This is a genomic window from Natronomonas sp. (genome assembly GCF_046710025.1).
In the GTDB taxonomy this organism is placed as follows: domain Archaea; phylum Halobacteriota; class Halobacteria; order Halobacteriales; family Haloarculaceae; genus Natronomonas.
This window is the reverse complement of record NZ_JBKEGK010000213.1, coordinates 1-4,453: the sequence shown is the minus strand read 5'-3', so window position 1 is coordinate 4,453 and position 4,453 is coordinate 1. Positions and strand designations below refer to the sequence as shown.

The following is a 4,453-nucleotide window of genomic DNA, read 5'->3' as shown; positions in this document are numbered from 1 at the left end:
GTTCCACCGACCCCCGGCACGGTGAGAATCCGTGTGGGGTTCATGGACTGAAGCGGGTGGGACTGCTGGGAGTGCCAAGCCCCCGGTACTCCTATCCTCTGTCGTGTTCGGGCTCTCGGAGTTGTTTTTGCCTCGGGGAGTCTGACAGACTTCGACGGACTCGGAGTTACTTTCTCTGCGAGTGTTCGCCCGGTGCTTGTTGTTTGATTCCCACATTGGGGCACACTCTGTTTCCAGCGTGGGCGGACACTCGAACCGCCACCTGTCGGGCGTTCGGCTACATCGGGGCCGTAACCGATGCGCCGACACGTACAGATACGTCGATGTTCAACAAAAACGTTCGGGAATTGCCGCTGTGACGGCGCGTATCCACGCCGTGAACGGCGTGATATTACGCCTGTTCCACCTATAAAACCCCCAACAAATGAGGGGGGGTAGGGTCTCGCATAACTCTTTTATTTCTATCACCGAAGGAAACACTATGACTTCGAAAGAAGCCGAGATGCTCAGACAGGAACTAGAGGCTGTCTTTACTGCTGCAGACTTCCCCGTTGAAGACCCAATGGAACTGGTGCCAGTGCTTCCGGACGGACCGGCAACGACGTTCGAGGCGGGTGACGTGACAGTTGCAGTGATGGATCTCGGAGCAACGTATGCCGAATATCAGGACTACCCCTACGAGACGGCTACCGATCTCATTGACGATCTGATGGCCGGGTTTCACGAGGAGGGGCTATTTGAGTAGCAGGCTCGGCGAGGCATAATCGCGCCGCCTTCCGTCGGTATCTGCGACCTGCCCCCGTCGTTTCAAAATAAATAATCGGATAGATTACCCTATCGACCCAGATGTCGACCGGCCAGGCTGCTTTCGGGCCAGCCAACTCCCGATTTTTGCCCCGACGGTACCGAAGAGCGCAGCCAACCCGAATCCGAAGGCGGCGACCACGACGACTGTGAGAAGAGTTGCTCCAGTGACGAACCATACCGGACCGGCCAACGCCGATGCCATAGATAAAACATCAAAAAGTATCCAGACCACTGGACTTCCTCCGATCAGTCCAGTACGGATGCCGACACCGTGACTCTCACCGATCCGTCGTTCCGCCAGATATCCGGCGAGAAGCCCCCCACAGAGTACGGGGGAGAGTGACAGTTCGGATCCTGTCTGCCAGTACCCGAAGGCAGTGGCCGGGAGGGCAAGCATCCCACCGATAACAGCGTATCTCCACCGTCGAGGAACGCTCCGGAGAAGCGATTCGGTACCGGACATAGTGTGTCAGTTGCGTGTTCAGAGGCACTGATAATAAGATACACCAAAGGTCAAATAGAGATCATACTGTTCATTGCGCGCTGTTTTAGCTTGATACAGGCGCTAAGCCCCCACCCGCAATGAGTACCGCAGTCCGCGCTAGCGGACGAGGAACAGAATAGGGTGGGGATACAGCGCCGTCATCGTCTCCCTTTCATCTTCTATCGCCGACCCACAGGCCCCCGCAAGCAGTTATATTACTGAACGCCGAATTATCGGCCAAGATGGGCGTTCCGACCTGTCAGCTTCGACTCGCTCGTCGTTCCACGCGGAACGATTCGCTCCTTGCGAAGTTGACGGACACGGACAGCGTTCAAACGCGACAAAAAGCGTGCGCTGTCCCGCGGAACTTCCCCGTCGAGCAACTTGAAGTGGGACACTCCGAAGAAACGTCCCCAGGAATCTCCGATTTCTGGCGTGCGAACGAATCGCAGCACGGTTCGTCAACGCCTGTGGAGACTGCGCTCGCTGTGAATACGCCTGTATCTGCAAAGCGCGTCATCGAAGCGGGAAACCCCGCCCTCAGCAAGCGCGTCAGCGCGAACAGGGCGGGGGAGTTCACATACCTGACCCGGAATTTCGTCATCAAAGACGACGCGTTCAGTCGTGCGTTGGATTAAATTATTGCGTTTCGGTTCTCGATTTTATCTGAGGATATTATATATTCTGGATTGCATCTATATGACATGGGTTTGAAATTATCGAATCTGTTTGTCCCGTCCCGTGTCCGCCGGAGTTACACGGGAAAGATGGGTGCGGCATTCGCTTTCGTCGGCGGTCTGACGCTCCTGTTCGGGGCGCTCGCGTATGGCGAAGTAACAGCTGCAGCGGCAACCGGCGACCCGGGTGCGGTCCGGGCGGCGGCCGTCTCTGCGATACTCGGGTTGATATTGCTCATGATAATCAATCTTGGGTTCGTCGCGGCGACGCTCGGCAGCGACACTGCCGCGTCTCTGTCGGTCCTCTCCACAAACGCGACCCGGATGGGCAGGGGCGAACTCGATGTCAAGCTTGAGACGCCCCGCGAAGATGAGATCGGCGACCTCTACGCATCCTTCGACGGGATGCGCCGCTCGGTCAGGGAGTCACTCAAAGAAGCCGAAACCGAGCGATCGCGGGCCGAGGACGCACAGGAACGCGCCGAGCGGATGAACGACGAACTCAACGCTGAGGCCGAACGCTTCGGGGCGGTGATGGAACGGTGTGAGGCGGGCGATCTCACCCAGCGGCTTGAGGCGGAAACCGAGAACGAGGCGATGCGGTCTATCGCGGCATCGTTCAACGGCATGATGGACGGGATCGAGGAACTGGTGGGGCGGATCGAACGTTTCGCCGACGAGGTGTCCGAGGGGGCCGACTCCGTGCGCGAAAACGCCGAGGCGGTGATGGACGCGAGCGGCGAGGTCAACGAATCCGTCCAGGACATCTCGGCGGCGGCGGCCGAACAGACCGAGACGATCCAGCGGATCGCGATGGAGATGGACGACGTGTCCGCAACGACCGAACAGGTCGCCGCGAGTGCGGACGAGATCGCCGAGACGGTCCGTGATGCCGCCGCGACAGGCGAATCCGGTCGTGAGACGGCCGAGAAAGCCATCGACGAGATGAGCCGGATCGAGTCCCGAACTCAGGAGGCTGTCGAGTCGATGGAGACGCTCAACGAAGACGTCCGGGAGGTCGGGGAGATCTCCGGCATGATTGCCGACATCGCCGAACAAACCAACATTCTCGCGTTGAACGCCTCCATCGAGGCCGCGCGCGCCGATGGGGGCAGCGAGGGCTTCGCGGTGGTCGCAAACGAGGTCAAACAACTCGCTGAAGAGACGAAGGATGCGACCGAAGAGATCGACGACCTCGTCGGGACGGTTCAAGACCGGACCCAGACGACAGTCGAGGACATCCGCGAGACAAGCGAACGCGTCTCCGAAGGCGTCGAAACCGTCGAGGAGACGGTCAATGCTCTAGATCGCGTCGTCGACAGCGTCGAGCACGCGAACGACAGTATCCAAGAGATCAACCGGTCAACAGACACGCAGGCCGAGGCGGCGAGTGAGGCGACAACCATGGTTGACGATGTCGCTACGACCTCTCAGCAGACGGCAGCCGACTCGGGGCTTGCCGCCGAGACAACGGAGGAACAGACTGAGGCCGTCCAAGAGGTGTTCGATCTGATCGACGGACTCTCCGAACGGGCCGACACGCTCTCGTCGACGCTACGCGAAACTAACGTTGAGCGGTCGGCGGAAATGAGCGACAGTCGGAACGCTATCGCCGCGGGGGACGACTGATCATGCTCGAACTCAAATCGCTATTTTGTCTCGGAGCGGTTGGGATGGCTCTCGGAACCGCCGCGTTCGCGTGGGGCGGCCGCGGAACCACGGGAAGCGAACGTCGATACTACCTGACGCTGATCGGTATTAGCGGTATGGCTGCGGTCGCCTACACGATCATGGCGCTCGGCCTCGGGTGGGTCGCCTTCGACGGCCGGACGATCTTCGTCCCCAGATATATCGATTGGATCCTCACCACGCCGCTCATCGTGTTGTTCCTCGGGATGCTTGCCGGGCTCGACCGTCGACAGTTTGCTGTCGTCCTGACGCTCGACACAGTTGTGATGACGTTCGGGTTCGCGGCGGCGATGCTTCCGGGTGCCGGGCGGTTCGCGCTGTTCGGCGTCGGTGCCATCGCGTTCGTCGCTCTGGTGTACTATCTTGTTGGGCCAGCGACCGCCACGGCGTCGACCGGATCCGGCGGAGAACTGTCGCTATACGTCCGGCTCCGCAACCTGACGATTATTCTCTGGGCGATCTACCCGCTGCTGTGGGTGCTTGGCTCCGCCGGAGTCGGGCTATTGACGCTGACGGTTGAGGTCGCGCTGGTCGCGTATCTCGACCTCGTCACGAAGGTCGGCTTTGGGCTCATCGCACTCGATGCGGGTGCGACGATGCGGTCGGAAACCAGTGAATCGCGCACTGATGCCGGGGGCGAAGTCTCTGCGGCCGACTAAAGCTCTTACTCGACGTACCGATACTTCCGCTCGCCCATCCGGCCCCAGCCGTCGAATGCGAACTCGGCCTCGGGGACGGTGAACTCCTCAACGCTCGATTCCTCGTCGAAGTTGTGAGCGTCGTGTACGTCCTCGTA

Annotated in this window: 4 protein-coding genes; 3 read left to right on the top strand and 1 reads right to left on the bottom strand. The window is 59.9% G+C overall.

Features of this window, described 5'->3' with window-relative positions:
- The first annotated feature begins 481 nt into the window (after positions 1–481).
- Positions 482–745, top strand: coding sequence for an MTH865 family protein (locus ACI944_RS12215; protein ID WP_411719322.1), 264 nt, complete (start codon positions 482–484; stop codon positions 743–745).
- Positions 746–829: 84 nt separating this feature from the next.
- Here ACI944_RS12215 and ACI944_RS12210 read toward each other — a convergent pair whose 3' ends face one another.
- On the bottom strand, positions 830–1,270 hold the full coding sequence (locus tag ACI944_RS12210; RefSeq protein WP_411719321.1) for a DUF5518 domain-containing protein: 441 nt from the start codon (positions 1,268–1,270) through the stop codon (positions 830–832).
- A 788-nt stretch (positions 1,271–2,058) separates the two neighbouring features.
- On the opposite strand from ACI944_RS12210, the gene ACI944_RS12205 reads away from it, so the two are divergent.
- Both ACI944_RS12205 and ACI944_RS12200 read left to right on the top strand, forming a co-directional pair.
- Positions 2,059–3,597, top strand: coding sequence for a sensory rhodopsin II transducer (locus ACI944_RS12205; protein WP_411719320.1), 1,539 nt, complete (start codon positions 2,059–2,061; stop codon positions 3,595–3,597).
- 2 nt (positions 3,598–3,599) lie between these two features.
- Positions 3,600–4,316, top strand: coding sequence for a bacteriorhodopsin (locus tag ACI944_RS12200; RefSeq protein ID WP_411719319.1), 717 nt, complete (start codon positions 3,600–3,602; stop codon positions 4,314–4,316).
- Positions 4,317–4,453 lie beyond the last annotated feature (137 nt).